General features: G+C 56.0%; 25 protein-coding genes. 2 read left to right on the top strand and 23 right to left on the bottom strand.

The features are described 5' to 3' along the window. Window positions 1-120 precede the first annotated feature (120 nt). The 13 genes from DFP98_RS01625 to DFP98_RS01565 form a co-directional block, all read right to left on the bottom strand. Window positions 121-813: a DNA alkylation repair protein gene (locus tag DFP98_RS01625; protein WP_116058803.1), complete on the bottom strand. Its 693-nt coding sequence runs from the start codon at window positions 811-813 to the stop codon at window positions 121-123. 180 nt (window positions 814-993) lie between these two features. Next, on the bottom strand, window positions 994-1,569 hold the full coding sequence (locus tag DFP98_RS01620; RefSeq protein ID WP_116058802.1) for a nitroreductase family protein: 576 nt from the start codon (window positions 1,567-1,569) through the stop codon (window positions 994-996). A gap of 169 nt (window positions 1,570-1,738) precedes the next feature. Beyond that, on the bottom strand, window positions 1,739-3,640 hold the full coding sequence (locus DFP98_RS01615) for an ABC transporter ATP-binding protein (RefSeq protein WP_116058801.1): 1,902 nt from the start codon (window positions 3,638-3,640) through the stop codon (window positions 1,739-1,741). After that, window positions 3,637-5,397 (bottom strand): ABC transporter ATP-binding protein, encoded by a 1,761-nt coding sequence (locus DFP98_RS01610; protein ID WP_116058800.1) that lies wholly within the window; start codon window positions 5,395-5,397, stop codon window positions 3,637-3,639. Before DFP98_RS01610 ends, DFP98_RS01615 begins: the two co-directional genes overlap by 4 nt. Before the next feature lie 204 nt (window positions 5,398-5,601). After that, the gene (locus DFP98_RS01605) at window positions 5,602-6,756 is read right to left on the bottom strand and encodes an ABC transporter permease (protein ID WP_116058799.1); all 1,155 of its coding nucleotides are present in this window, start codon (window positions 6,754-6,756) and stop codon (window positions 5,602-5,604) included. Between the two features lie 35 nt (window positions 6,757-6,791). Then, complete coding sequence (locus DFP98_RS01600) at window positions 6,792-7,715, bottom strand: ABC transporter ATP-binding protein (protein WP_116058798.1); 924 nt, start codon at window positions 7,713-7,715, stop codon at window positions 6,792-6,794. Window positions 7,716-7,743: 28 nt separating this feature from the next. Next, window positions 7,744-8,487 carry an ABC transporter permease subunit gene (locus DFP98_RS01595; RefSeq protein WP_116058797.1) on the bottom strand — a complete coding sequence of 248 codons (744 nt, stop codon included), beginning with the start codon at window positions 8,485-8,487 and terminating at the stop codon, window positions 7,744-7,746. Between the two features lie 11 nt (window positions 8,488-8,498). Further along, complete coding sequence (locus DFP98_RS01590) at window positions 8,499-9,206, bottom strand: ABC transporter ATP-binding protein (protein WP_181917425.1); 708 nt, start codon at window positions 9,204-9,206, stop codon at window positions 8,499-8,501. After that, a complete protein-coding gene (locus DFP98_RS01585) occupies window positions 9,190-9,594 on the bottom strand; it encodes a GntR family transcriptional regulator (protein ID WP_116058796.1) in 405 nt (134 codons plus the stop codon). The genes DFP98_RS01590 and DFP98_RS01585 overlap by 17 nt, the downstream gene beginning before the upstream one ends. A gap of 167 nt (window positions 9,595-9,761) precedes the next feature. Then, entirely contained in the window at window positions 9,762-10,043 is a 282-nt protein-coding gene (locus DFP98_RS01580) for a DUF3817 domain-containing protein (protein ID WP_116058795.1), read from the bottom strand. Window positions 10,044-10,129: 86 nt separating this feature from the next. Beyond that, window positions 10,130-10,801 carry a DNA alkylation repair protein gene (locus DFP98_RS01575; RefSeq protein ID WP_116058794.1) on the bottom strand — a complete coding sequence of 224 codons (672 nt, stop codon included), beginning with the start codon at window positions 10,799-10,801 and terminating at the stop codon, window positions 10,130-10,132. Window positions 10,802-10,830: 29 nt separating this feature from the next. Then, a complete protein-coding gene (locus DFP98_RS01570; protein ID WP_116058793.1) occupies window positions 10,831-11,763 on the bottom strand; it encodes an RluA family pseudouridine synthase in 933 nt (310 codons plus the stop codon). Next, window positions 11,760-12,689 (bottom strand): ArsR/SmtB family transcription factor, encoded by a 930-nt coding sequence (locus DFP98_RS01565; protein WP_116058792.1) that lies wholly within the window; start codon window positions 12,687-12,689, stop codon window positions 11,760-11,762. The genes DFP98_RS01570 and DFP98_RS01565 overlap by 4 nt, the downstream gene beginning before the upstream one ends. Before the next feature lie 181 nt (window positions 12,690-12,870). Between DFP98_RS01565 and arfA the strand changes: the two genes are divergently transcribed. Together arfA and DFP98_RS01555 are read left to right on the top strand one after the other, a co-directional pair. Then, window positions 12,871-14,385 carry an arabinosylfuranosidase ArfA gene (gene arfA, locus DFP98_RS01560; protein ID WP_116058791.1) on the top strand — a complete coding sequence of 505 codons (1,515 nt, stop codon included), beginning with the start codon at window positions 12,871-12,873 and terminating at the stop codon, window positions 14,383-14,385. Between the two features lie 200 nt (window positions 14,386-14,585). Further along, window positions 14,586-14,903, top strand: a complete 318-nt coding sequence (locus DFP98_RS01555; RefSeq protein ID WP_116058790.1) for a LytTR family transcriptional regulator DNA-binding domain-containing protein — start codon at window positions 14,586-14,588, stop codon at window positions 14,901-14,903. A 129-nt stretch (window positions 14,904-15,032) separates the two neighbouring features. Here the strand turns inward: DFP98_RS01555 and DFP98_RS01550 are convergent, their stop codons facing one another. The 10 genes from DFP98_RS01550 to DFP98_RS01505 all read right to left on the bottom strand — a co-directional run bounded on the left by DFP98_RS01550 (window position 15,033) and on the right by DFP98_RS01505 (window position 24,292). Beyond that, a complete protein-coding gene (locus DFP98_RS01550) occupies window positions 15,033-15,842 on the bottom strand; it encodes a pyruvate, water dikinase regulatory protein (RefSeq protein WP_116058789.1) in 810 nt (269 codons plus the stop codon). A gap of 12 nt (window positions 15,843-15,854) precedes the next feature. Then, window positions 15,855-16,499: a helix-turn-helix transcriptional regulator gene (locus DFP98_RS01545; RefSeq protein ID WP_116058788.1), complete on the bottom strand. Its 645-nt coding sequence runs from the start codon at window positions 16,497-16,499 to the stop codon at window positions 15,855-15,857. A 56-nt stretch (window positions 16,500-16,555) separates the two neighbouring features. Next, window positions 16,556-17,200, bottom strand: coding sequence for a bifunctional 4-hydroxy-2-oxoglutarate aldolase/2-dehydro-3-deoxy-phosphogluconate aldolase (locus tag DFP98_RS01540; protein WP_116058787.1), 645 nt, complete (start codon window positions 17,198-17,200; stop codon window positions 16,556-16,558). Window positions 17,201-17,280: 80 nt separating this feature from the next. Then, window positions 17,281-18,339, bottom strand: a complete 1,059-nt coding sequence (gene uxuA, locus DFP98_RS01535) for a mannonate dehydratase (protein WP_116058786.1) — start codon at window positions 18,337-18,339, stop codon at window positions 17,281-17,283. Between the two features lie 31 nt (window positions 18,340-18,370). Beyond that, complete coding sequence (locus DFP98_RS01530; protein WP_116058785.1) at window positions 18,371-19,138, bottom strand: SDR family oxidoreductase; 768 nt, start codon at window positions 19,136-19,138, stop codon at window positions 18,371-18,373. Then, the gene (locus tag DFP98_RS01525; protein ID WP_116058784.1) at window positions 19,125-19,988 is read right to left on the bottom strand and encodes a helix-turn-helix transcriptional regulator; all 864 of its coding nucleotides are present in this window, start codon (window positions 19,986-19,988) and stop codon (window positions 19,125-19,127) included. Before DFP98_RS01525 ends, DFP98_RS01530 begins: the two co-directional genes overlap by 14 nt. Continuing rightward, the gene (locus tag DFP98_RS01520) at window positions 19,981-20,853 is read right to left on the bottom strand and encodes a sugar phosphate isomerase/epimerase family protein (RefSeq protein ID WP_116058934.1); all 873 of its coding nucleotides are present in this window, start codon (window positions 20,851-20,853) and stop codon (window positions 19,981-19,983) included. The genes DFP98_RS01525 and DFP98_RS01520 overlap by 8 nt, the downstream gene beginning before the upstream one ends. A 25-nt stretch (window positions 20,854-20,878) precedes the next feature. Further along, window positions 20,879-21,952: a Gfo/Idh/MocA family protein gene (locus tag DFP98_RS01515; protein ID WP_116058783.1), complete on the bottom strand. Its 1,074-nt coding sequence runs from the start codon at window positions 21,950-21,952 to the stop codon at window positions 20,879-20,881. Then, on the bottom strand, window positions 21,949-23,088 hold the full coding sequence (locus tag DFP98_RS01510) for a Gfo/Idh/MocA family protein (protein ID WP_116058782.1): 1,140 nt from the start codon (window positions 23,086-23,088) through the stop codon (window positions 21,949-21,951). The genes DFP98_RS01515 and DFP98_RS01510 overlap by 4 nt, the downstream gene beginning before the upstream one ends. A gap of 277 nt (window positions 23,089-23,365) precedes the next feature. Continuing rightward, window positions 23,366-24,292, bottom strand: a complete 927-nt coding sequence (locus DFP98_RS01505) for an AEC family transporter (protein WP_116058933.1) — start codon at window positions 24,290-24,292, stop codon at window positions 23,366-23,368. Between the last annotated feature and the right edge of the window lie 29 nt (window positions 24,293-24,321).

The raw sequence follows: 24,321 nt of genomic DNA, 5'->3' as shown, positions 1-24,321 counted from the left end.
CATTCTTATAGAAAAAAAAGACGGTGCACGGGGTTGCCCTCCCTGTACCGCCGCCATTTTATAGCTTAATCTCCTATTGTCGCCTTCTTAAGCAACCATCCGGTTACTCGCAAGGCCTGTTCAGCACCTAACATGCTTACGCTTAAACCCAATCTGTCCTTTGGCCGCCGCCTTTTCGATGTTCCCCAAAGCGTTCAGGAATTTCTTCTTGACCTCGACCTGGCCGACCGCCTTGGCAGTCTCCAGCGCTTGATCGTGAAGCGGCAGGAAGGATACGCCGACCGTATAAATAAAGTTGCTCATCGAGTATTTGGTCCGTTCGGGACTATCGTGGATTGCGCTTTTCGCGTGTTCCAGCATCCCTCTCAGCTTGTCCTCGGAAAATTCATGATCCGGACGATTGCCCAGCAGCCAGCAGTAGCAGCTCCAGCCCGCCGACATTTTCAACTCGTCCCCGCTAGAGATCCATTTGTCCGACACCTGTTGCGCAATGTCGGTTTCCGCAAGCGTCACTGCCACGATAAAGTCCGATATCATATAAAAATACGCGGTTTCCATCCAACGATCGAAATCCGCCTCTGTCATCGCTTTCGGATCGGCGATCACACCCGCAAAATACATCGCGTCGTAATTACCGGTAGCATAGAGCTGCTCGGCCAACGGTTGATTTATCTTGATGATTTTGGACATCGGCTTCATCTCGCCCGTGGCAACTCCGAACAGCGGCTCGCGAGCGCCGTTAGACATGTAAATCTTCTTCGTCCGCTCCTTGCCGAGAGCTTCCAACTGCTGCATGACCGCATCGAAATCCATGTTGATCACCGATCCTTTGTTGATGTTCGCTTAGGGCGTGTCTGCATACTCCGAGGACAGCAGACATTGCCGAATTTTCGTTCCATGCAGGAACTTTTGCTTGACGTACAGGAGGAACGTCAAGCAAAAGTGACGCAGCAGGGGATGATAGTTGCCCCTGAGCGGGTCTGAAGACACGCCCTAGCCTTCCAGCCAGGTCGTCTTCTCTGTGCCGGGCGTCCGCGTAGCTGCCGGCTGCGGCATATCGGGATAACCGACGTAAATGAAGCCGACCAGTTCTTCACGTTCACCGAGTTGAAACGCCTGCTTCATCTTCGGATGATAGGTCGGAGCTCCTGTGCGCCATACTGCGCCGAGCCCGTTGTCGTGAGCGGCCAGCAGCAGGTTTTGCACCGCTGCATGCGCCGCGGCCAATTCTTCCTGCGGCACCGCACGCGCGTCATCGGAAGGCGAACAAACGGCGGCAATGACAACCGGAGAACGAAGCGCCTTCGCGATCTCCGCATCGTATTTCTTGACGCGTTCCTCTTCCGTCAGCTCCGTCCAGCCTTGCGAGGCTATGGCTACGTACGCTTCGCCGAGTATGCGTCTGCCTTCTCCTGTCATGACAATAAACCGCCAAGGCTCGGTCCTAAAATGATTAGGCGCCCAGACAGCCGCCTCGATCAGCTTCTCCACCAGTTCCCGCGGTACGGGCTCGTCCTTCACTTTACCGATACTGCGTCTGCCGCGCACCACTTCATCAAAACTTGCCATATGCTATCTCACTGCTCCCCTCAAATCTCCAACTAACCGACAACCTATCCAAAATCATACCATACTTCTGAGCCGACGGGATACCGACAAAAGATGCGGAAGTCGCACATTCTCTCCGCTCATCCATTCGCCTGAACCGACGGGATACCGACAAAGGAATCGTGAGGGCTTACCCCGCGCTCGCCTTTGCGACGCCGCCGGTAAACTGACTGTAATACAAGTCGGCGTAAAAGCCTCCTTGAGCCAGCAGCTCGGTATGCGTTCCTTTTTCGATAATGCTGCCGTGATTCATGACGAGGATCAAATCCGCGTCCCGAATCGTGGACAGCCGGTGCGCGATGACGAAGCTTGTTCTGTCCTTCATCAGCTCGTGCATCGCCCTTTGAATGTGGATTTCCGTCCGTGTATCGACGCTGCTCGTCGCCTCGTCTAGAATGAGGATCGAAGGGTCGGCGAGTATCGCCCGCGCGATGGTCAGCAGCTGTTTCTGTCCTTGCGACAAGTTGGACGCTTCTTCATTGAGCACCGTTTCATAGCCTTCCGGCAGCGTTCGGATAAAATGATCGGCATGAGCCGCTTTCGCCGCTTCGACGATTTCGTCCTCTGTCGCTCCGATCCGACCATACGCGATATTGTCGCGAATCGTCCCGTTGAACAGCCAGGTATCCTGAAGCACCATGCCGTATAGATTGCGCAGATGGCCTCGTTTCATCCGAGTGATGTCCTGGCCATCGATTGTAATATGTCCGGCGTTTAACTCGTAGAAGCGCATAAGCAGATTAACGAGCGTTGTTTTGCCCGCACCGGTCGGCCCGACGATCGCGACCATCTGACCGCTCTTAACGTCGATATCCATGTTCTCGATGAGCAGCGCGTCTTCCTTGTAGCCGAAGCTGACGCCGTGCATCGCCACGTCTCCGCGCGGTTCAATGAGCGTGACCGCAGCGTTGTCCGCAACTTCCGGAATTTCTTCCTCCTCGTCCAACAGCTCGAATACCCGTTCCGCCGAAGCGATCGTCGACTGGATCACGTTGGCGATGTTTGCCGTCTGCACCAGCGGCATCGAGAATTGGCGCGCATATTGAATGAACGCCTGGATGTTCCCGATCGTAATCGAACCCTTTGTCACCATAATGCCGCCAACGACACTGATGAACACGTAGCCGATGTTGCTGACCATGCTCATGAGCGGCATAATGTTCCCGGATACAAACTGCGCCTTCCAGCCGGATTCGTACAGCCGCTCGTTGATGCTATCGAACTTGGCGACCGATTGCTCTTCGCGTCCGTAAGCTTTCACAATTTTATGGCCGGAATACATTTCTTCGACGTGACCGTTCAGCTGTCCAAGCTCCATCTGTTGGGTCTTGAAGTACTTTTGCGATTTGCTGGCCGCACCTCGAATGACGATCATGGACAGCGGCAAAGTCAGCAGCAAAATCAAGGTGAGCCACGGACTGATCGTCAGCATCATAATAATGACGCCGACGATCGTAATCACGGATGTAATTAGCTGGGTCAAACTCTGCTGCAGCGTATTGCTGATGTTGTCTACGTCGTTAACCGCGCGACTGAGAATCTCTCCGTTCGTCCGCCCGTCGAAATATTTTAGCGGCAGCCGGCCCAGCTTGGCGTTCACTTCGTTGCGCAGCCCGTATACGGTTTTCTGCGCGACGCCGGCCATCAGAAACTGCTGAATATAGCTGAAAAGCGAACTTATGATGTACAGAGACGCCAAGAAGAGCACAATCTGCCAGATGCCGGCCAGATCGAAGTGCGCGTTCGGGTCTCCGTTGATTTTACCCATCATACCCTCGAACAGCTTGGTTGTCGCTTCTCCGAGCACCTTCGGACTATAGATGGCGAAAGCCGTGCTTAGAATCGCTGTAAAAAAGACGGCCAGCAGCTTAAAGCGTTGAGGCCGCAAATAGCCGACCAATCGACGAAGCGTGCCTTTGAAGTTTTTTGCTTTCTGAACGGGCATGCCCATACCGCCCATACCGCCGGGACCGCCCATTCCGGGCCCGCCGCCGCGGCCGGGCATTTTGCCGCTTCCTCGTTGCTCGCTCATGCAATCTCCTCCTCGGACAGCTGCGAAGACACGATTTCTCGATACACTTCGTTATTCTTCATCAGCTCTTGATGCGTGCCGCTGCCGACTATTTTACCTTCATCCAGAACGATGATCCGGTCGGCGTCCATAACGGTACTGACGCGCTGTGCGACAATAATCACGGTCGCGTCCGTCGTCTCGCCTTTCAATGCGGCTCTCAGCTTTGCGTCCGTCTTGAAGTCCAGCGCGGAGAAGCTATCGTCGAACACGTAGATCGACGGCTTTCTCACCAGCGCACGCGCGATGGACAGCCGCTGCTTCTGGCCGCCCGACAGGTTCGAGCCGCCCTGCGACACTTCCGCCGAATAGCCGTTCGCAAGCTCCGAGATGAAGTCCCCGGCTTGAGCCGTTTCCGCCGCACGGCGAATTTCTTCATCGGTTGCGTCGTCTTTGCCATAGCGGATATTATCCTCCACAGTGCCGGTAAAGAGCTGAGCCTTCTGAGGAACAAGCCCAATCATCGAACGAAGCCGTTCGACCGACAGCTCGCGTACGTCGGTCCCGTCAATGCGGACAACGCCTTCCTCGGCGTCGTAGAAACGCGGAATCATGCTGATCAACGTCGACTTGCCCGAGCCTGTGCCGCCGATAATCGCCGTCACCTCTCCCGGAGAGGCATTAAAGCTGATCCCCGAGATAGCGGCATTTTCCGCTCCCGGATAACGGAACGAGACGTTCTCGAATTCGAGGCGGCCGCTTGGTCCCGTAGCCGCTTGCCGCTTCGCCGGCATACTTCCGGCCGCTCCGCCGCTGCGTTTCGTTTCGCTTGCCGCCGGCTTCAGGTTCAGCACCTCATTAATCCGAACGGCGGACGCGGAAGCGCGCGGCACCATTACGAACATCATCGATACCATCAACAGCGAAAACATAATTTGCATCGCATATTGCAGGAACGCCATCAGGTCGCCGACCTGCATATGCCCCTCGCTGACCCGAATGCCGCCAAACCAGATGATCGCCAGCGATGAGAAGTTCAGAATCAGCATCATCATCGGCATCATAAACGCCATAATCTGATTGACCTTGATCGCGGTTTGCGTCAGATCCCGGTTCGCTTCATCGAATCTCTTCGTCTCGTGATCGAACCTGTTGAAGGAGCGGATGACCCGAATGCCGGTCAAGCCTTCGCGCAGAACCAGATTCAATTTGTCTACTTTTTTCTGCATCGCCTTAAAATAAGGAATGCCTTTGCTAGCGATTAAGTAAATGGTCAGAGCCAGTACCGGAATCGCGCCGACGAATACGAGCGACAGATGCGCATCCTTCGAGATTGCCATAATCAAACCGCCGATACACATCATCGGCGCAGCGACCATCATCCGCATGATCATGATCAGCACGGTCTGCACTTGCGTAATATCGTTCGTCGTACGGGTAATGAGCGACGCCGTTCCGATTTTGTCGAAGTCCAGCAAGGAGAAGTTTTCGACTTGGCGGAATGTCTTGCTGCGCACGTCTTTGCCGAAGCCGGCCGCGATGCGCGACGATAAATAGCTGGCCGCAATCGAGACGAGCGTTCCGGCTGCCGTCACCGCAAGCATCAAGCCGCCGATCTTCCAAATGTAAGGGATGTCCCCTTGGACAACGCCATCGTTCACGATGTCCGCCATCAGCGTCGGCAAATACAGCTCGCTGAGCGACTGAATGAGAATGAGCAGCATTACGGTCGCCACCTGCCAGCGATACGGCTGCAGGAAGCGAAACAACTTTAGCATTTGTCATCAACTCCGTTCATGATGAAATAAATGTTAACCTCAACCTATGTAAAAAAGATCATATGACGACATTATGAACTCAATATGAACGAAAGACAATTGGCGCGCAATCGGTGCAAAAAAAAACATAAAGACGGCTAGGGCGTGTCTGAATAGCCCTAATTGGCCATCTTTATGTTTCGATGCAACACTTGCCTCTATGCGTTATCCGAGCGCAGTCCGGATAAACCGGCGGTAACGCAGCAACGCAATGATTAATCCCGCACTGGCAACCAGGGCCAGCACAAGAAGCGAATAGCCGATACCGCTCGCATGCGCACCGCGCAGCATGATATCTTGGAAGCCTTTCTGAGCCCAATATTGAGGAGTAAAGCGGCTGATCGTCTGGACGGCTTCCGGCATTAGATCGATCGGGAACCACAGGCCCCCGAGCACGGCTCCGCCCATCGTTAACAGCTGCGTGAACGCCATGCCCTGGTTTTCGCTTTTGGCGATCATGCAGACCGCAAGGCCAATGCCCGTACCGCAAGCGCACAGCAGCACGACGAGCGCGGCAACGGCGAGCGGATCGCCGAGCTGAAGGCCGTATGCGAAATGCCCGAAGGCAAGCAGCGCGCAGCATTGCACAAGAGCCACAACCAAAAAGGCAAGCCACATGCCAAGCAAGTAGCTTAGAGGACTCATCCGGGTGCTGCGCAGACGAGCCGTCATACCGGACTCTTTGTCGCCCAAGAACCGCTTAAGCATTGAAATAATGACGAAGAAAACGAACATAACCGTGTAACCCGGCACGATCTGCGTGATTACATTATAGCCGGTGCCGTTCTCCAGCCGGTCGTCAATCGAGAACGCTGCGGAGAGCGCGTTCTCGCGTTCCTTGTCGGACAAGCCGGCAGCCGCGAGCGCAGAAGCGATTTTCGTCTCCCTGTAGCCGTTCGCCAAGTTTTCCAGCACGGCGCGCAGCGGCGCGACGACCGATTCGTTTGTTGCTTCCCGGTAAAGCTCGACGGCGGACGTCTCTCCTCCCGCTCCGTTCAGGCTTTGACCGAAACCTTGAGGCACAACCAGCAGCCCGGTGCCTTTGCCGTCGCGGATTTTATCGAGCTGCTCCTCCATATCGGCAGGCTGCTTCTCCTCAAGCACGTATCCGCTTTTTTCCTCAACTGTAGCCAAGAACGCCTTTGAAGCCTCGGACCGGTCGTTGTCCACATAGGGAACGGTAACTTCCGTCTTCCCTACGCTGCCGAGCACGGATCCAAACAACACGATGAACAGGATCGGCATCCCGAGCAGCCAGAAAAAAGTGCCTTTTTCCTTCAGCAGCAGCTTCCATTCGTTTTTTGCGATCTTCCATACCATTTTCGATTTCCCCTTTTAAACGGACTCATTCGCAGTTAATTGTCTCTGAGCGTCGTCCCCGTCAAGCTTAAGAATACGGCTTCCAATGAAGGCCGAACGATTTCGAGCTGCTTTACGCCCAGCGAAGCGGAGCGGCAAGCTTGCGCCCACGAGGCCAGCGCGTCCAACGGAGACGAGGTTTCGACCGTCCAGCCGCGCCCTTTTGGAACGGGAGCGCCGAAGCCGTTCGGTATCGGAGGCCGCGAGCCGTCCTGAAGCTCCAGATACACCGCTTGCGTACCGTGCTTCTCAAGAACGTCGTCCAAGGAGCCGCTCGCAATGACCCGGCCATGATCCACGATGGCGAGATCCTCGCACAACGCCTCCACTTCTTCCATATAGTGCGTGGAGTAAAGCACGGTCACTCCTCCCTGCTTGAGGGAGCGGATCATTTCGAAAATATGATTGCGAGACTGCGGATCGATGCCGACGGTCGGTTCGTCCATAATGATGAGCTTAGGCCGATGCAGCAGAGCGGCCGCGATATTGACGCGCCTCTTCATCCCGCCCGAGAACGTCGACACCGCGTCCTTCGCTCTGTCGGCCAAGCCGACTTGTTCGAGCACCTCGCCGATCCGGGAAGTCAGCTCGCGCTTAGGCACCTTGTACATATCGCCGAAAAATCGCAAATTGTCTCTTGCCGACAGCTTCTCGTACAACGTAATCGATTGGGGGACATATCCGATCAGCTCCTTGATCGAATCCCGTTCCTTTCCCGCGGCTTTGCCGAAAATAGCGACACTCCCTCGATCGGGCTCCAGCAGCCCGGATAGGATTTTCATCGTTGTCGATTTGCCTGCTCCGTTCGGGCCAAGCAGCCCAAAGCAGCCGCCGGCCGACACGTCGAATGTGATTCCGTCCAGCGCCGTCTTGCTGCCGTATTGTTTGAATAGTTCTTTTACTGCAATTGCGGCTTTCATCCGACTCTCTCCCTTGTTTTCTTTCCTGTTAACGCTCTAGATGCTTGTCGCATACTTTAATGGTCGCGGCGAACAATAGCGCGGCGATCGCCCAGATCGGAATCAGCCACAGCCAGATCCAAATCGGGTAGACGAGCGGCCCCAAATTTTCGTCCGATCCGTACACGGTCAGTTGACCTCCCCCGGTCATCCAGCCGAACACATTGCCTCCGATTCCCATTAACAGCCACAGCAGAGGAAGCAGCGGCTTCAACCCTGACCTTCTGACAGCGACGAACAGCAGGCCGATTGCCAGCATCACCGGAGATATGCCGACCAGAATGCCGAATAGCTGGGCCTCCAGCACGAGCATTCCCTTAACGGAAGTGACCCGATCGCCGTACATGGCGACAGAATACACATCCAGCAATAGCACGACCGCGAAATATAGCAGAACGTAACTCGTAAAACGAATCCACGCAGCGATCGCCTTGGCGCCTAACAACTGCACCCGCGAGTGGGGCAGCGACAGCCACCATCCGATCGTCCCTTCGGCCCATTCCCGTTTCAGCGCTTCTACTGCGAACCCGAAGATCATAAACGGAAAAACGTATGCCGTGAACATAAAATAAGAGGGATCGTAATCGGCGTTATTTCCCCAGATCGCAACCGCCACAGCGGCAAGCAGGAGAAGCAATCCGCCGTAAATCCATAGCCACTTGCCCAGTCGAAGCTTACTGCCCCTAGCGGCAAGTTCATGCTTGACCAGGAAGAAAAAAGTTCCCTGAGGCATCCTTCGTCCTCCTAACCGAATAATTGCCGGTACACTTGCTGTAGCGAGCCCCGCTCGGCGCGAAGCCGTTCGGCCTCCCCTTCCAGCACGACCGTTCCGCGGTCCATAAAGATCGCTCGATCGAACAGGCTCTCCGTCTCGGCGATCTCATGCGTGCTGATCAGCACTGTCTGCATCCGTTCCGCGAATGAATCGATGAGCGCTCCTACGATCTTCTCCCTGGAAATCATATCGATGCCCGAGAACGGTTCGTCCAGCACGAGCAGCGGTACATCGCGCGCAAGACAGAGAGCGAGCATCAGGCGGGCTTCCTGTCCTCGCGACATCCCCGACACCTTCATCTCGGCTTCCAGGCCGAACGAATCGAACAGCTCCCAAGCCCGCTCCCGATCGAAGCCTTCCTGCAGCTTGCCAAACCATTCCGCTGCCTGTTCTACCGTATGATGCGGATACCATCGCGCGCGGTCAGGCAAATATGCCACCCTGCGGCCTGCTTCCCGATCGGGCGTCCGCCCTAGCACCGTCAGAATCCCTTCATCCGGCGCTGCCTGGCCGGCAATCATGCGCATCAAGGTCGACTTCCCCGCCCCGTTCGGGCCGAGAACGGCGGTGATCGAATGCTCCGGAACAGTCATGCTAAGGCATTCGATCGCCAGTTTCTTTCCGTAGCTCTTGCTCAGACGATCCGCACGAATCGCCATGTTAGCCGTTACGTTCATCGTCCATGCCTCTTTTCTTCCGCAGCAATTGATCGATCTCACCGTCATCAAAGCCAAGGCTGCTCATTTTCGTCAAAAATTCGTCGATTGCCTGCTCCGCGATCCGGCTGCGAATGCCCTCGACAACATTCATGTCCGTCGTGATGTAAGTTCCTTGTCCTCGCCGGGTTTCCGTAAGCCGATCCCGTTCCAGCTCCTGGTACGCCCTCATGACCGTATTGGGATTGATTTTCAAAGCCTGCGCCAGCTCCCTGACGGAAGGGATTTTGTCACCCAAGGCGATCTCGCCTTTCGCAATGGAGCTGCGGACTTGGTCCAGCACCTGTTCGTATAGAGGCTGACTGAGATCCAACGCGAAACGCATCCCGCCGACCCGCACTTCCTCCAAGCGACTTCCTCCTCCGAAATTGTTATGAGTGTATTATATCACTTAATACACTTAGTGCAACAGCAAAGAACGGCTCGTAGATTTCCGTTTCCGGCTCGCGCCAAAATAAATCGCCCCCGGCGGACGGACCTTGAGGTCGCGTTCGCCGGGGGCGATGGTTGGACGAATTAACGAATTTTACGATCGATAAGAAAGGGGCCGAACGGAACGAAGGCTGCGATAACGGCAAGCAAGGACATGAGCCAGCTCAGCTTGCGCGCCGCAAAAGCATTGACGATGGCTAACAAATACAAGGCAAACAATGCGCCATGAGCCATGCCGACAATCGTGACCGGTTCGGGAATGTCCGCGAAATACTTCAGCGGCATCGCGATAAGAAGCAGCACAAGGAACGAGATCGCCTCTACCGTCCCGATCGCCCGCAATCTTCCGAGGGGGGTTTTCAGCATCGAGCAGGTTACCTCCGCATAGGTCTATGTTTATTCCATCTTACCAACCGTTTGCGAGGAAAACCATGTCCATCCTGTGTCCGTTTTTAAGTAGACACGTGCTTGAGCGCTTCTTTGACGCTTAAAGGCGAGAGCGGCGTTCGCTCCACAAACCGGCGAACGGCGTCCTCGTCCGTTTTCGAATATTCGCGAAGCGCCCAACCGATCGCCTTGCGAATGAAAAACTCGCTTTCGTCCTTGCAGCGCTCAATATACGCAAACATTCTGTCGACATCCGTCCGCCCTTTGTAGCGAAGCTGATAAAGAATGGCAGTGCGGCGCAGCCAGTAATCGTCCGAGACGATCCAACGATCGGCATAGTCCGGGATCAGCTCCGGATATTTCGTCAGATGATCGCCCATCGAGTGGGCTGCCAAATAATCGACCGTATCCCACCAGGATTTCGTGACAATCAGATGCTCGAACGTATCGATGTCTTCCACCTTGGCCCGTTTGCCATGCTTGTCGAGAAAGGACATCGCTACGTTCTGAAATTCGCGCTCCGGCAGCTCCCACAGCCGTCTGACCACTTCCAGCAGCTCATCCCCGGTCGGAATCCCGTGGTTGGCCCAGAACTCCTTGGTCAACTGTTTGCGTTCAGGCGATTTGATGCCCAGAAATGGAAACTTGTCGCGCATGTAAGCGGCCATCGGGGCAGCCTTCTCCGGGGCCGCATGGCTGCGAAACCACGCTGCCAGCTCGGCCGTGTAATCTTCCATAACGATCCACCCTCGCAACGTCTTCGATTTTATAAGCTTGTGCCTAAATCGAGCCTTACCGCAACCTCGCGCATACGCGCCGGCAGCGGCGCCTTGAACTCGCGTCCGTCCGGCAGCACGATTCGCCAAGCGTGCAGCAGTTGATGGTTGACGTCGCCGAACCGTTTGCCCCCGTATTTAATATCGCCGAGCAGAGAATGGCCGATATGCTGGAAATGGCTGCGAATCTGATGCGTACGCCCGCTGATCAGCTCGATCTCCACGAGCGAATAGGAGTCTCCGGTCTGCACGGTCCTGTACCGGGTTTCGGCCGATTTGGCCTGCTCAGTGCCCGCAGCCGCCACTTTCGTCCGATTGCTCTTCTCGTCCCGGACAAGCTCGCCCGTCACTTCCCCCTCGCCGGTCAGTCGTCCTTCCACAATCGTCAAATAATACTTTTGCATTTCGTGCTTCTGGATCCATTGATTGAGCTGGTGCAGCATGCCCGCCGTCTTGCCGACCAGCACGATGCCGCTCGTATTGCGGTCTAACCGGTTCGCCGTCGCCGGCATGAACAGCGGGCTGTCCAGTTCTCCCTTGCGGTACATATAAGCATGCACGCGATTGATGAGCGTGTCCTTCTGATCCGCCTGATCCGGATGCGTCAGCATGCCGACCGGCTTGTTGACGACCATCAGCTCGGCGTCCTCGTAGAGCACGTCCACATTGGCGTTAACGCCGACATACTTGGCTTTCTTCTGACCGATGCTCGCTTCCTTATACGCATCCTCCTCCACATAGAGGACCAGTTCGTCTCCCGCCGCCAGCTCGTAGTTTTGATTTTTACGTTTGCCGTTCACTTTTACTTTGCCATTGTCGATCATCTTGTAAATCTGGCCGAGCGGCAGGTTAGGCATCAGCGTTCGCAAAAATCGGTGCAGCCTCTTGCCGCTCTCGGCAGCCTTGATGGTACGGTTGATCATCGAGTCGTCTCTCTCCTCTGGCTGTAATACGCGCGAAATTCAATATCTTGATTATAGTTGCCGAAGCCGGCGCCGTACAAAGTCAGTCCCCCGATATGCCGCGCATCCTCCTCGACGGCAAAACGCAGCGTCCAAAACGGCTCGTCCGCCCGAAGCTCGTCAAGCGTCGTGTCCGAAATGCGCTGGCCGTCCATAAAGCTGCCTTCGTCGTTCACGCGAATGATTTTACGCAGCCCGTACTGGTTAAGCTGAATCCCCCACCACTCAGGCGTAAACCTGCCGCGCGCGTTCGCGCCGTAGTCGCCGGGACTCGTCCACTCTCCAAGATAAGTACCATTTAAGTAAAAACGGATGTCCGAGGGCCAATGATCGTTCGCCCCCGGCGCTTCCGATGCGATCTCGAAGGAAATTTCCAGCTCCTCAAGCCGCTGGCTCGGCAAAATGTAATTGGGCGTCTTGTACTCCACGTACCCCCGACCGAACCAAAGAATCGCCGCGTTCACCCGCTCGGGATCGAGAAAATAGCGCGGATCGTCGAATTGGCCGATTTGCCTCTCGCGGGTAGCTAGTCCGCATGTCGGAAAAACCTCGAAGGAGGTATAATGGCCGACGCGAATCGATTGCTCGTAATACTCCCTCTCTTCCGCGCTTGCGTTCGGCAGCACGATCTCGATCGTCGATTCGGCCAACGAGCACATCTTATGGGTACCGCCTTGCTTGCGGACCATCTTCGTCGCGATCAGGCCGCCTTGCTCAAGCTTGCGCACGTGCATCGTTACGATTGCGCTGCTCAGCTCAAGCCGTTCGGCAAGCTCCTTCACGTTCATCGGATTCTCGGCAAGCAGCTCCATTATCGTCAAGCGGACGTCGCTCGCAAGCGCCTCGTAGAGAGGAAGCCATTTGCGATCCGTACTCGCTTTAATCATCGACGCAGTCCTCCCCCATTTCATCGCTTCAATTAATATAAATATAAATTCATAAAAATGCAAATCAAATCCTTAATTCTAGCTTGCATTTTTAGCTTCTCTCCTGTTAAATACTAATTGAAGTACTATTTTTATTTATCGATTAATTATATTGTTAATTTAATGAGAAGGGATGATCCGCATGACCGCACGACAAGCTTCCATGATCGTCGATAAAGACTTCGTTATCTCCCGGATTGACGACCGCCTCTACGGCTCGTTCATCGAACATCTGGGCCGGGCCGTATACGGAGGCATTTACGAGCCGGGCCATCCGCAGGCGGACGATCAAGGCTTCAGACAAGACGTCCTTGCGCTCGTTCGCGGGCTTCGCGTTCCGATTATTCGCTATCCCGGCGGCAACTTCGTCTCCGGCTACGATTGGAAGGACGGCATCGGGCCGAAGGAGCTGCGTCCGCGCAAGCTGGAGCTGGCCTGGCGCACCGTCGAGCCGAATTTGTTCGGCTTAAACGAATTCGCGGACTGGTCGCGCGCCGCCGGTTCCGACGTCATGTGGGCAATCAATCTCGGCACGCACGGAGCGGACGAAGCGCGCAATATCGTCGAATACGCCAACCACCCTTCCGGATCTTATTGGAGCGATCTGCGGATCAGCCACGGCTACAAACAGCCGCACGGCATTAAAACCTGGTGTCTGGGCAACGAGATGGACGGCCCCTGGCAGATCGGCGCCAAGACAGCCGTAGAATACGGGCGAATCGCCGCCGAATCTGCGAAGGTGATGAAATGGGTCGATCCGTCCATCGAGCTTGTCGCCTGCGGCAGCTCCGGCAGAGGCATGCCGACCTATCCCGAGTGGGAAGCAACCGTTCTCGACCACACCTACGAGCATGCCGATTATCTCTCGCTGCATACCTACTACGGCAACGCCGAGAACGATACGCCCACCTTCTTGGGCCGCTCTCTTGAGATGGAGGATTTTATCCGCAGCGTAACCGCGACATGCGATTACATCAAGGCCAAAAAAAGAAGCAAAAGAACGATGATGCTCTCGTTCGACGAATGGAACGTCTGGTTCCACTCCAATGAAGCCGACCGGAAACTCGAGCCGTGGCAGGTCGCCCCGCCGCAGCTGGAGGACGTCTATACGATGGAGGACGCGCTGGTCGTCGGCTGCCTGCTGATAGCTCTGCTAAAGCACTCCGACCGCGTTAGAATCGCTTGTCTCGCCCAGCTCGTCAACGTGATCGCCCCGATCATGACGGTTAACGGCGGTGCAGCGTGGGCCCAAACGATTTATTATCCTTATCTGCACGCCTCGATTTACGGCCGCGGACAAGCGCTTGTGCCGCTCGTGCAATCGCCGAAATACGATACGAAGGAAATTACGGACATCCCTTACCTGGAATCGATCGCCGTCTATAACGAGGAGCATGGCGAGGTAACCCTGTTCGCCGTCAATCGCGATCTCGATAATGCGCTGCCGCTGACGGTCGACTTGAGAAGCTTCAGCCGCTGCGAGTTGATCGCCCACCTCGTGCTGGAGCATGAGGATTTGAAGGCAGCCAATACGGCCGCTTCCCCAAACCGCGTTGCGCCGCGCGATGGAGGAAACGCGTCCGTCGACGGCTCCAAAATAACCGCAACTCTAGGCAAAGCTTCCTGGAACGTCATTCGCGTTCGCATTAGCGACTAACCGCTCGGCAAGCCGACAAGAGAGCCGCCGGAGAATGTCTCGCAAGTCATTCAGTTGACTTGACGGGCAGTCTTCTGCGGCTTATCTTTTTCGGGTTGTCATTTTTCATAATTTTTTTAGGAGGGACTCCCAAAACTCAAAAAAGTGTGTTATACTGAAAGCGCTACCAAAGCAAAGCCATTCTAAGGGGGATTGAAACGATGAATGCAGCGCTTCAGGAGAAAAATGTGTACGAGGATTTTGAACCATGTCAGGACACGTTGTTCTTCAAAGTCGGGGCACACGGGTTGATCAGCTTTCACGGACGGAACTACAACATCAAAAAAAGACTGTCCGCCGATGAAAGAAACCGCCTCATCGCGGACTCCGCGACGTTCTTCCGCGTTTCTTCCGATTGCTACGTCAACATCAAAAACATTTCCGACATCGGGGAACACCATCTCTTCTTCGAGGACACCACGAAGCGACTGCCTTGCTCCGGACGCAAGCAACAGATGATTCGCCAGCTTCTCGGCTAAGTCCACCTACATCCTTTATTGCGACGAGATCAGGAGAACAGCAAAGCCTGAGCGATCCGCAGGAGCAACCTCCTCCGGACGACTCAGGCTTTGCTGTTTTTTTGCGAGTCTTCTCTTGCATTCGGGATTTCAAGGAACGAGCAGTTCTATAATCAGACCGGCCGTCTCTTCGATCGCCTTCTCGGACACGTCGATGACCGGACATTTCAAGCGCTCCATAATATCGGAAGCGAATTGGAGCTCCTTAGCGATTCGTTCCATAGAGGCATAGTTGGCCTGACTGGGCAGCCCCAGCGCCTTCAGCCGTTCCGTCCGGATTTTGAGCAGCCGCTCCGGCTGCATCGTCAAGCCGACGATCAGCCGGTTCGACGGCGCGAACAGCTCCTGAGGAGGCTTGACCTCGATCGTAAGCGGATAGTTCGCGGTTTTGATCCCTTTATGCGCGAGATAGATGCTGAGCGGCGTCTTCGACGTCCGGGACACCCCGACCAGCACGACCTGAGCCTGAAGCAATCCTCGGGCGTCTTTGCCGTCGTCGTATTTGACCGCGAATTCGATTGCTTCAATCTTTCGGTAGTAATTCTCGTCCATCTCGTGCAGCAGGCCCGGCTTGTACTTGGGCGAATCGTTAAACGTATCGATAAAGGCCTGCATCATCGGCCCCATTACGTCAACCGCGCGCACTCCAAGCCGAATCGTCTCTTCCCGCATCGTATCGCGAAGCTCCGGTTGAACAAGCGTATAAGCGATAAACCCTCCGACCTGCGCCGCTTCCGTAATGATCGCTTTAACCTCGTCCTCTTGCTTGATGTTGCCGTAACGTTTAATCTTTACCTGTTCGGCGGCAAACTGCCGGGAAGTCGCCCGTGCGACCGCATCGGCGGTTTCCCCTACCGCGTCCGAGCATACGAATATGATTTTCTGCCGTTCCTCCGACATCAACTGCTCCCCCTACTCCGCGATATACCCGGAGGTTAAATCCAACAAAGCCAGCGTCATGTTGGTTTTCGTAATCCTTCCGACAACCTCAAGCCTCGAGCGTTCTCCCGTTGCGCTCACGACCGGCAATCCGCCGACCTGGTGGTCCAGCATCTTCCTGGCCGCGTCCAACAGCGAATCCTCCGGAGTCACGTATACGAGCCTGGTTACGCGGGTCATCACCATGCTGATCGGAATCGACGCCGCATTCGGATTGCCCAAGGTCACTTTAAGCAAATCTTTAAGCGATACGGTTCCGACAAGCGCCCCCTGCTCGTCCGTCACGGTCAGAAACCCCGTATTTTCCACAAACAGCGCAATGACGGCGTCATTAACGGTCGCCGTCTCGACGATGACCACCGGACGGTTCATCACGTCCTTGATTTTGAGGCTCAAAGCTCTCTCGCTTTGCCGGCCTTCCGTCGTCATAACTTTGCCCAGAAAGTATCCGACCTTCGGCTTGGCGTCGATATAGCCGAGCATGACGAGCACGGACAAATCCGAGCGGATAGTCGGGCGGCTGACGCCCAAGCTCTCCGCGATTTGCTCTCCCGTAATGGGCGCATGCTTCTTGACAAGATCGATAATCGCGACTTGCCTGGCCGTAAGTTCGATGATTCGCTCACTCCCTTGCGCGCCGGCGCTTTGATATCGCCATAAATGGCAGACCCGGCTTAGGCCAAGCTGGCTCCGTGAGCCCGATCGACGTAAGCTTTCGCCAAATCGCGAAGCTCGTCAAACTTGCCCGCTCTCACGAAAGTCGGGTCTAGCAGCTTGCCGCCCATGCCGACGGCGACGGCCCCGGCATCGAGCACTTCGGTAATGTTTTGCAGATTGACGCCGCCAGTCGCAATAAACGGAATGTGATTAAGCGGAGCTCGAATCTCCTTCAAGTAGCCGATGCCCAGCGTGCCCATCGGAAACAGCTTGATTGCGGAAGCGCCCGCCTTATACGCGTTGACGATTTCCGTCGGGGTCATCGCGCCCGGCCAGACGTCCAGCCCCTGCTCGACGCCATGATAGATCACTTCCTCGTCCACATTGGGCGAGATCAAATACTGCGCTCCCGCGGCGATCGCTTCCTTCGCCTGCCCGATGTCGAGCACCGTTCCCGCGCCGATGCGCATCCGGTCTCCGAATCGCTCGCGAAGCTTGGAGATGATGTTCAGCGCGCCGTCGGTATTCAAAGTCGCTTCAAGAAACACAACACCGCCGTCGGCGAGCGCCTCCGCCGCCGACAGCGTCTCTTCAAGCGTAAAGCCGCGAGCGATCGCGACGATTTTCTCTCTGGTCAATTGCCCTAACAGTTCAGAAGGCATTCGGCTAGCTCCTTTGTCGGTCGTTGTGGTCACTGTCGTTTCCTATTGTACCACCGACGCCGCCGCGAAGAAACCGCTCTTTATTGCTGTCCAGCCGCCCGTTCCTTGCCGATCGCTTCCCACATTCCGTTCAAGTACACCGCTCCAAGCGCCCGATCGTACAGACCGTAACCCGGTTTGCCCGTCTCTCCCCAGATCATCCGGCCGTGATCGGGACGAATCGGCCCGGCGTAGTCGATATCCCGCAGTGCGCGAATAATTTCCGCCATGTCAAGCGATCCGGCCGAGGACAAATGCGCCGACTCCTCGAACGAACGCTCCCCCGTAATCTTGACATTGCGCGCATGAACGAAGTTAACGCGGCTTTCCCGACCGAACCGCCGTACCATATCCGGAAAATCGTTCGCCGGATTCGCCCCAAGCGAACCGCTGCACAGGCAGAGCCCGTTGACGGGGCTGTCGTACAGCCGCAAAAATCTGTCCAATGCCGCTTCGTCCGTAATGATACGCGGCAAACCGAAGATCGGCCATGGCGGATCGTCCGGATGAATCGCCATGCGGACTCCGGCTTCTTCGGCAGCAGGCATTATCGCCTTAACGAAATACGAAAGGTTGTCCCATAGCTTCTCCTCGTCCACCGAGGCATATTGCTCGAACAGGAGCTGCAGATCCTCCTTGCGATAGCTGCTATCCCAGCCGGGAAGCTGCAGCTCGCCGGTTAGAGGATTCATTCGCCGCACGACTTCTTCCTCGTATATGAGGGCGGTGGAGCCGTCCTCAAGCTCGTAGTCGAGCTGCGAACGCGTCCAATCGAACACCGGCATGAAGTTGTAGCAAACGATACCGATGCCGGCTTGTCCGAGATTGCGCAATGTGCGTCTGTAGTTCTCGATCAGCCGGTCCCTGCCGGGCAGTCCCAGCTTGATATGCTCATGCACGGGCACGCTTTCGATAACGCTCAGCTGCAGGCCCGCCGCTTCGATCTTTCTTTTCAGCTCCAAAATAAGTTCCAGCGGCCATTCTTCGCCTACCGGAATGTCGTAGACCGCGCTTACAATTCCGGTCACACCGGGAATCTGCCGAATTTGCCACAACTTCACCGGATCGTCGTCGCCATACCAGCGAAATGTCATTTGCATCTTACGATTCTCCTCTCCATTCTCATCTACGTTAGATCGTCATCGCACCAAAACCGCCGTCAACGCGCAGCAGCGAGCCGGTCACAAAGCCGGACGCGCGCTCCGACGCCAAATACACAACAGCCCCCTGCAGCTCCGCCGGCTCGCCAAAGCGCTTCATCGGCGTATGTCCCATAATCGAAGCGATCCTTTCCTCCGACAAAATCGCCCGATTCTGCACGGCCGGGAAGAAGCCCGGTACGATCGCATTCACTCGCACGCCGGCAGGAGCGAATTCACGCGCCAGAAACTGCGTCATATTGTTGACGGCAGCCTTGGAGGCCGAATACGAGAACACCCGTGACAGCGGCGTAACGGACGAAGCCGATGACAAATTAATGATGCTGCCCCCTTGGCCCCGTTCGACCATATGCTTGCCGAACACCTGGCAGGCGATCATCACGCTCTTGGCATTCACGTCGATTATGCGGTCCCATTCCTCTTCCGTAATGTCGAAGAACGGCGTTGCGCTGTTCACGCCGGGGCAGTTCAGCAAAATATCCGCTCCTCCGGTCCACGCCTCCACCTCGGCAAGCAGCTTCTCCAGATCGCTGCGGGAGGTCGCTTCGACCCCGTAGCAGCGCGCCTGACCGCCGGCCGCCGCGATACGCTCGCGAATTGGCTCCGCGTTATCCGCCTTGCGCCCCGTTAGCGCCACCTTGGCGCCGTATGCCGCCAGCGCTTCGGACATCACGCCTCCAAGAGTGGAAGAGCCGCCGATGACTACCGCCGTTTTGCCTTTTAAATCAAACAGATTCATGCTGCACCCCCGTCGCCGGAAGCCCGGAACGATCGTCCTTAAGCTGTCTCTTGTACCGCTCCGGCGTCACGCCGACCTGCTGCTTAAACAGTCTGCTGAAGTGCGCGAGATGTTTAAAGCCGAGGCGAAAACCGACCTCCGTCACAGCCAGCTCCGGCTGCAGCAGAAACAAAATTTTCGCTTCGTTGATCCGCTTGCGGTACACGTACTCGAAGATCGTCGCTCCGGTCACTTCCTTGAATATTTTCGCCAAATAAGATTTGCTCAGATGAAGCTCCCGCTGCAGGCTCTCCATGTCCAGTTCGTCGTCCGTATACTTTCGCTCCAGCAACGCTACGATATCCTGCACCGTCTTCTCCTTGTCGGAAGGCAGCTCTCTCTTCTCGTTCAGCTGCGTCTGGCAGCGATCATAGACGAAGTGCAGCAGATCGATGAAAGCCAGCAGCAGACGGCTGGAGCCTACCTGGTCTCCCCGGGCTTGATGGTCGCGCATGAGCAGCAGAATCCGCTCCGCCTCCTCCTTGTCCGTCCCCCGCAAGCACAGCCGATAATTCTTGAACTGCTCGAACGGCTGCAGGATCGGGACCGCCTGTGGCAGCTCCGTATAAAACCGGAGGATCGCCGGGTCGAAATGCACGATAGAACGAATGTAAGGCACGGACGAATCGATTTTCGGACAGTGGAGCGTCATTCCGTACATGAGAATGAGATCCCCGGGAGCCAGATTGTAGATGCGGTCTCCGATCAGGTAATTGCATCTGCCTTCGTGAAAGTAATACACCTCGTAAAAGGGATGCGAATGAAATACCGGATCGAACGCTCCTGTCGAACGGTAAGAAAAATCAAACATTCGGGCTCAGCTCCCGCAGCAGCCCTCCGATGTATTCGGAGAAGTGGCGGAGCATGGCCGGAGATTCGGCGAACTGTCCGCTGAAATCCTCGACGCCCAAATAGCCGTCATAACCGGCCGCCAGCAGATCGGACAGCACTTGGCGCCACGGTACGGCCCCTTCCTTCAAGCCGACCCACTCGCATTTCCAGACCGCTTCTCCCGCTTCGTTCGTTTCGATGCGGCGCCAGCCGGCGTTCTTGACATGTACGTGCGCCAGATAAGGGCCGAGCAGCTCTACAGCCATGCGATAATTCTCAACGCCCTCGTGAATCATATTACCCGGATCCAGCAGCACCCCGACCCACTGCGGATCCAGCCCTTCGACCAGCCGCCTTGCTCCCGAAGCCGAAGCCGCAATCGTGCCGTGATGAATTTCCACGACTCCCTTTACGCCATACTTGCGGCATAATTGCTGCGCCTCTTGCAAGTAGGCCCGCCCTTCCTCCAGCAGCTCGTCGAGCGGCCTGCTGCGGTCGTATCCGGCAACGCCCAGCCGGATCATCGAAGCTCCGGCGTGGCGCGCCGCCTCCAATACGCGCTCTGTCGCCTGCAAATCGCCCGCGCGCAAATACGGCGTGACGCTCACTACCTCAAGACCGTGCGACAGCGCCGCCTGCTTGAATCTATCGACCTCGGCCAAGCCTTTCGAGGGAGAGATCGTGCAGCGGTTATTTCCCCAGAAGGACGGCGCTTGCTCCCGCACCTCCTCCGGCACTTCCGTATATCGCCACTCCACGCCGTGCAGTCCCGCTTCTTTGGCCGCCGCGGCAAGTTCCTCCGGACCAAGCTCCGGCGTCGCCACCGTGAATACAGAAAGCTTCATCATTCGTACGTCCTCCTATCGCTGACTACTCAATTTTAACCGCTTTCGCCTGGGCTAGCAGACACAGCTCAGCCGCTTTGAAGGCGTGGGCCTGCGTCATCGCTTTTTCCGTCCGGTTGATGCAGTCCAGAATGAGCTCTCCGAAAAACGGAAAGCCGACTTTTCCCGCCAGCTCCATGTGCGCCTCGCCTTCGCCGTTGACCAGGTACAGATGATCCCCTTGGCTGCTGCGGGCGATATCGACATATTTGCGCAGCTCGATATACCCGTTTGTACCGAGAATAACCGTACGGCCGTCTCCCCAGGTCGACAACCCGTCAGGCGTGAGCCAGTCTACGCGAAAATAGTTCGTCGCCCCGTTATCCCCGACGAGCGTCGCATCTCCGTAATCCTCAAGCTCGGGGTACGCCTTGCAGTTGTAGTTCGCCACCTTGCTGTGCAGCACTTCGGCGTTCGTGCAGCCGGCAAAATGCAGAAACTGCTCGATCTGATGGCTGCCGATATCGCACAAAATACCGCCGTACTTGGCTTTTTCAAAAAACCATGCCGGCCTCTGGGCGGCGTTCAGCCGGTGCGGTCCGAGCCCGAGCACCTGCACGACCCTTCCGATCGCTCCGTCCGCAATTAGTTGTCCCGCGAACACCGCGCTTTCCACGTGCAGCCGTTCGCTGTAGTACACCGCATATTTCCGCCCCGTCTTCGTCGCCGTCCGCTTCGCGAGCTCCAATTGCTCCAGCGTCGTGAACGGCGTTTTGTCGGTAAAATAATCTTTGCCGTGCTCCATCGCTTTCACGCCGAGCGGTCCCCTGTCGCACGCGATGGCCGCGGCCGCAATCAGCGCCACCTCCGGGTCCTGCAAAATCTGCTGCTCGGAGTCGGCGACCTTCGCTTGCGGGTAGGTCTCCACGAATTGGCGGACCTTGTCCGGATCGGGATCGTATACCCATTTGAGCGTCGCCCCCGCCTCGATCAGACCGTTGCACATCCCGTAGATGTGGCCGTGGTTCAGCGCCATCGCCGCGAAGACGAACTCACCATCGGTGACGACTGGCCGCGGTTTGCCTTGCGGCGCATAATTCATTCCGTTAGCGTTGCTCATCGCGATTCTCCTTGTCCGGAGGAGACCGTCGATAACGCGATCCGCTCCTGCAGCTTCTCGTAAAACAGATCCTCGTTAATAGGCAGCTCCACCCAGTCATCGATCCATGTAGACAGCAGCATCGCATTCGAGATCGTGAGCCCTTTAATGCCTTCTTCGCCCGGAGCGAGCAACGGCTTGCCGTGCAAAATCGCATTTGTCCAATCCTGAGTAATCTCCTTATGCTGCGCTCCTCCCGGCGTGATCGGAATGTCGAACTGCCAGCATTCCGGCTGCGCGAACGATTCCGTATTCGTCCGATTAAACTCGGATTCGAGCTGTCTGAGACGCCAGAACGTCATCCGGTCGTTCTCGATGACGATTTTGCCGCGATCGCCGGAAATCTCGAAGCGGTTCGTGCCCGGGCATTCGTACGTCGAAGTGACGAATACGCCTGTCGCTCCGTTTTCGTACTCGACGTAAGCCGTCACGTCGTTCTCCACCTCGATGCTCCGATGCTTGCCGAAGCCGCAGAACGCGCGAATGCGCTTCGGCATCAGTCCGGTCGTCCACTGCCACAGGTCGAGCTGGTGCGGGTCCTGGTTGATCAGCACGCCGCCGCCTTCGCCGGCCCAAGTCGCTCGCCAGCCTCCGGAATTGTAATACGCTTGCGGACGATACCAGTTCGTAATAATCCAGTTCGTGCGGCGCACCTCTCCCAACTCACCCGACGAAATCAGTTCCTTCAGCTTCGCATACAGCGGATTGGTGCGCTGATTGTACATAATGCCGAACACCTTGCCGCTCTTCGCCGCGACCTCGTTCATCTCCCGTACCTGTTTCGTGTAGACGCCTGCCGGCTTTTCCACCAGTACGTGCAGTCCCGCCTCCAGCGCTTCGATTGTCATTTTCGGGTGGTCGTAATGCGGCGTACAGATCAGCACGCCGTCAATCTCTCCCGATCGGAACATCTCTGAAGCGCTTGCATACGTTAGAAGCTGATCTCCCCACGTTTGCTTGGCCAGCTCCAGACTTTCCGGGCGCACATCGCTAACCGCCGCTAGAACCGCCCCTTTAACTTGACCTTCAATCAAATATTGCGCATGGCCCTTGCCCATGTTCCCTAGACCGACTATACCGATTCTCACTGTGCTCAACAGAGATTCGCTCCATTCCGATTATAATCGCCTTCTTGGTTCATTGTAACATGTTGACTGTGAATGAACTTCACTCCTAGGCTTGAAATTGGTTTCTGATTTAACTCTGAGTCTACTAGATAGACGAATGAAGTGAAGCCCATTGCATTTCGAATGGGATCGCTTTGCCGGGTTCAGACAGGTTGTTTGGCATGCAAACGACAAAAAAAGAGCGGCATGCGCCGCTCCAGTAGATAATCAGCAAAATATGGCACAACAAGGATTGCAACCGCACATCTCATATCCGCAGCAAATAGATAACCGCCGTCACCGTAACGATGCTGAGCGCCGTGGACACGAGCACGCTCTGCGAGGCAAAGTCCTTCTCGTTGTCGAACTCGACGGCCAGCAGCACGCTGGACAGCGATGTCGGGACAGCCGAAGAGACGATCAGCGCGGCGCCCATCAGCTCGTCGATGCCCAGTATTACGACGACTCCCCAGGCCAACAGCGGTCCGGCGATCAGGCGCAGCCCTGTGGCGATGCCGACGTCCGCCGCCAGCTTGCGGGTCAGAAAACCCTTCATATCGCCGAGTTGAACCCCCAAAGTAAATAGCGCCATGCCGATGAAAGCATCCGACAAGTAACCGACCGAGATGTCTACAAATCCGGGAAGCGGAACTTGCAAGCCTCTCAGCAGCAACGCCAACGGAATGACGTAGATGACCGGCATCGACAAAATCACTTTGCGAATGGCGCGCCAATCCGCTTTGTGCGCATTAACGCTGTAGATGCCGTACGTGTTCGGAATGAGCGACTGCATCATCATGATGATAATCTGCACCGACAGCGTGTACGTATTGCCCGCAAACGCAAGCTGATTGATCGGAATGCCGTAATTGGCGCTGTTGTAGAACAGCACGCTGTTTCTCATCGCTGCGCGCATGCCGCCCTTGTACTTGCGAACTCTCACGACGACCTCTAGCACCGCGTATTGCAGCAGCATGAACAACACGAAGAAGAGCAGCACCTGTCCGAACATTTGCATGGAGATGGCCGTTCCGTATAGCAGCTCGAACATGATCGCCGGCGAGAACAAGTAAAAGTTCAATTTGGACAGCGTCCTGATATCAAGCGAAAAAATGCGGTGCAGCACAATCCCCAAACCGATAACAAGCGACAAAGGAAGTACATTGTTCCATAAAATGTGCAATAAAATGTCCACTGTGCCGAGTCTGCCTTTCCATGCTGCCA

The sequence above is a fragment of the Cohnella phaseoli genome (assembly GCF_003386235.1).
Lineage (GTDB): Bacteria > Bacillota > Bacilli > Paenibacillales > Paenibacillaceae > Cohnella > Cohnella phaseoli.
The sequence above is the reverse complement of the archived record's forward strand: the minus strand, read 5'-3'. Positions and strand labels throughout refer to the sequence as shown.

Bases quoted from the DNA above. Each gene is read 5' to 3' on its own strand.
- DFP98_RS01625 (WP_116058803.1), bottom strand. From the start codon at position 813: ATGGATTTCGATGCGGTCATGCAGCAGTTGGAAGCTCTCGGCAAGGAG.
- DFP98_RS01620 (WP_116058802.1), bottom strand. From the start codon at position 1,569: ATGGCAAGTTTTGATGAAGTGGTGCGCGGCAGACGCAGTATCGGTAAA.
- DFP98_RS01615 (WP_116058801.1), bottom strand. From the start codon at position 3,640: ATGAGCGAGCAACGAGGAAGCGGCAAAATGCCCGGCCGCGGCGGCGGG.
- DFP98_RS01610 (WP_116058800.1), bottom strand. From the start codon at position 5,397: ATGCTAAAGTTGTTTCGCTTCCTGCAGCCGTATCGCTGGCAGGTGGCG.
- DFP98_RS01605 (WP_116058799.1), bottom strand. From the start codon at position 6,756: ATGGTATGGAAGATCGCAAAAAACGAATGGAAGCTGCTGCTGAAGGAA.
- DFP98_RS01600 (WP_116058798.1), bottom strand. From the start codon at position 7,715: ATGAAAGCCGCAATTGCAGTAAAAGAACTATTCAAACAATACGGCAGC.
- DFP98_RS01595 (WP_116058797.1), bottom strand. From the start codon at position 8,487: ATGCCTCAGGGAACTTTTTTCTTCCTGGTCAAGCATGAACTTGCCGCT.
- DFP98_RS01590 (WP_181917425.1), bottom strand. From the start codon at position 9,206: ATGAACGTAACGGCTAACATGGCGATTCGTGCGGATCGTCTGAGCAAG.
- DFP98_RS01580 (WP_116058795.1), bottom strand. From the start codon at position 10,043: ATGCTGAAAACCCCCCTCGGAAGATTGCGGGCGATCGGGACGGTAGAG.
- DFP98_RS01575 (WP_116058794.1), bottom strand. From the start codon at position 10,801: ATGGAAGATTACACGGCCGAGCTGGCAGCGTGGTTTCGCAGCCATGCG.
- DFP98_RS01570 (WP_116058793.1), bottom strand. From the start codon at position 11,763: ATGATCAACCGTACCATCAAGGCTGCCGAGAGCGGCAAGAGGCTGCAC.
- DFP98_RS01565 (WP_116058792.1), bottom strand. From the start codon at position 12,689: ATGATTAAAGCGAGTACGGATCGCAAATGGCTTCCTCTCTACGAGGCG.
- arfA (WP_116058791.1), top strand. From the start codon at position 12,871: ATGACCGCACGACAAGCTTCCATGATCGTCGATAAAGACTTCGTTATC.
- DFP98_RS01555 (WP_116058790.1), top strand. From the start codon at position 14,586: ATGAATGCAGCGCTTCAGGAGAAAAATGTGTACGAGGATTTTGAACCA.
- DFP98_RS01550 (WP_116058789.1), bottom strand. From the start codon at position 15,842: ATGTCGGAGGAACGGCAGAAAATCATATTCGTATGCTCGGACGCGGTA.
- DFP98_RS01540 (WP_116058787.1), bottom strand. From the start codon at position 17,200: ATGCCTTCTGAACTGTTAGGGCAATTGACCAGAGAGAAAATCGTCGCG.
- uxuA (WP_116058786.1), bottom strand. From the start codon at position 18,339: ATGCAAATGACATTTCGCTGGTATGGCGACGACGATCCGGTGAAGTTG.
- DFP98_RS01530 (WP_116058785.1), bottom strand. From the start codon at position 19,138: ATGAATCTGTTTGATTTAAAAGGCAAAACGGCGGTAGTCATCGGCGGC.
- DFP98_RS01525 (WP_116058784.1), bottom strand. From the start codon at position 19,988: ATGTTTGATTTTTCTTACCGTTCGACAGGAGCGTTCGATCCGGTATTT.
- DFP98_RS01520 (WP_116058934.1), bottom strand. From the start codon at position 20,853: ATGAAGCTTTCTGTATTCACGGTGGCGACGCCGGAGCTTGGTCCGGAG.
- DFP98_RS01515 (WP_116058783.1), bottom strand. From the start codon at position 21,952: ATGAGCAACGCTAACGGAATGAATTATGCGCCGCAAGGCAAACCGCGG.